This is a genomic window from Bacillus sp. LBG-1-113, from assembly GCF_020708615.1.
Lineage (GTDB): Bacteria > Bacillota > Bacilli > Bacillales > Bacillaceae > Bacillus > Bacillus mojavensis.
Genome location: NZ_JAJFDG010000025.1, coordinates 1 through 842 on the forward strand (window position 1 = coordinate 1; position 842 = coordinate 842).

The window sequence follows — 842 nt, forward strand, 5'->3', positions numbered from 1 at the left end:
ACAGAGATCAATCCGGAGGAAGGCTCGCTTTCTATCGGGCAAGCGATCGCCAATACGAGAGTGTACATTCTCAGCGAAAGCCATCAGGTTCAGCCGGAGGGCGTGGCCGGAGAGCTATGTGTGGCGGGACGCGGACTGGCGCGCGGCTATCTGAACAGGGAAGACGAAACCGCGAAGCGGTTTGTCTCAGATCCGTTTGTGCCGGGTGAACGCATGTACAAAACGGGCGACTTGGTGAAATGGACGGGCGGCGGCATCGAATACATCGGCCGGATCGACCAGCAGGTCAAGGTCCGCGGCTACCGAATCGAGCTGTCAGAAATCGAAGTGCAGCTGGCCCAGCTTTCTCAGGTGCAGGACGCGGCAGTGACAGCTGTGAAGGATAAAGCGGGCAATACCGCAATTGCCGCATATGTCACACCGGAAACTGTCGACACAGAAGCGCTGAAGTCAGCGCTCAAGGAAACCCTGCCGGACTACATGATCCCGGCGTTCTGGGTGACGTTGAACGAGCTTCCGGTTACCGCAAACGGCAAAGTAGACCGCAAAGCGCTGCCGGAGCCGGATATTGAAACAGGAAGCGGAGAATACAAAGCGCCGTCCACTGACATGGAAGAGCTGCTTGCCGGCATTTGGCAGGACGTGCTCGGTATTTCTGAAGTCGGTGTCAGCGACAATTTCTTCTCGCTCGGCGGAGATTCCATTAAAGGCATCCAGATGGCGAGCCGCTTGAACCAGCACGGCTGGAAGCTGGAAATGAAGGATCTCTTCCAGCACCCGACGATCGAAGAACTGACACAATATGTGGAGCGTGCCGAAGGCAAACAGGCAGACCAAGGCCC

General features: G+C 57.0%; 1 protein-coding gene. It reads left to right on the forward strand.

All coding sequences use genetic code 11. The features are described from left to right. On the forward strand, positions 1–842 hold an 842-nt coding region (locus LJF29_RS21105), incomplete at both ends, for a non-ribosomal peptide synthetase (RefSeq protein ID WP_229150300.1).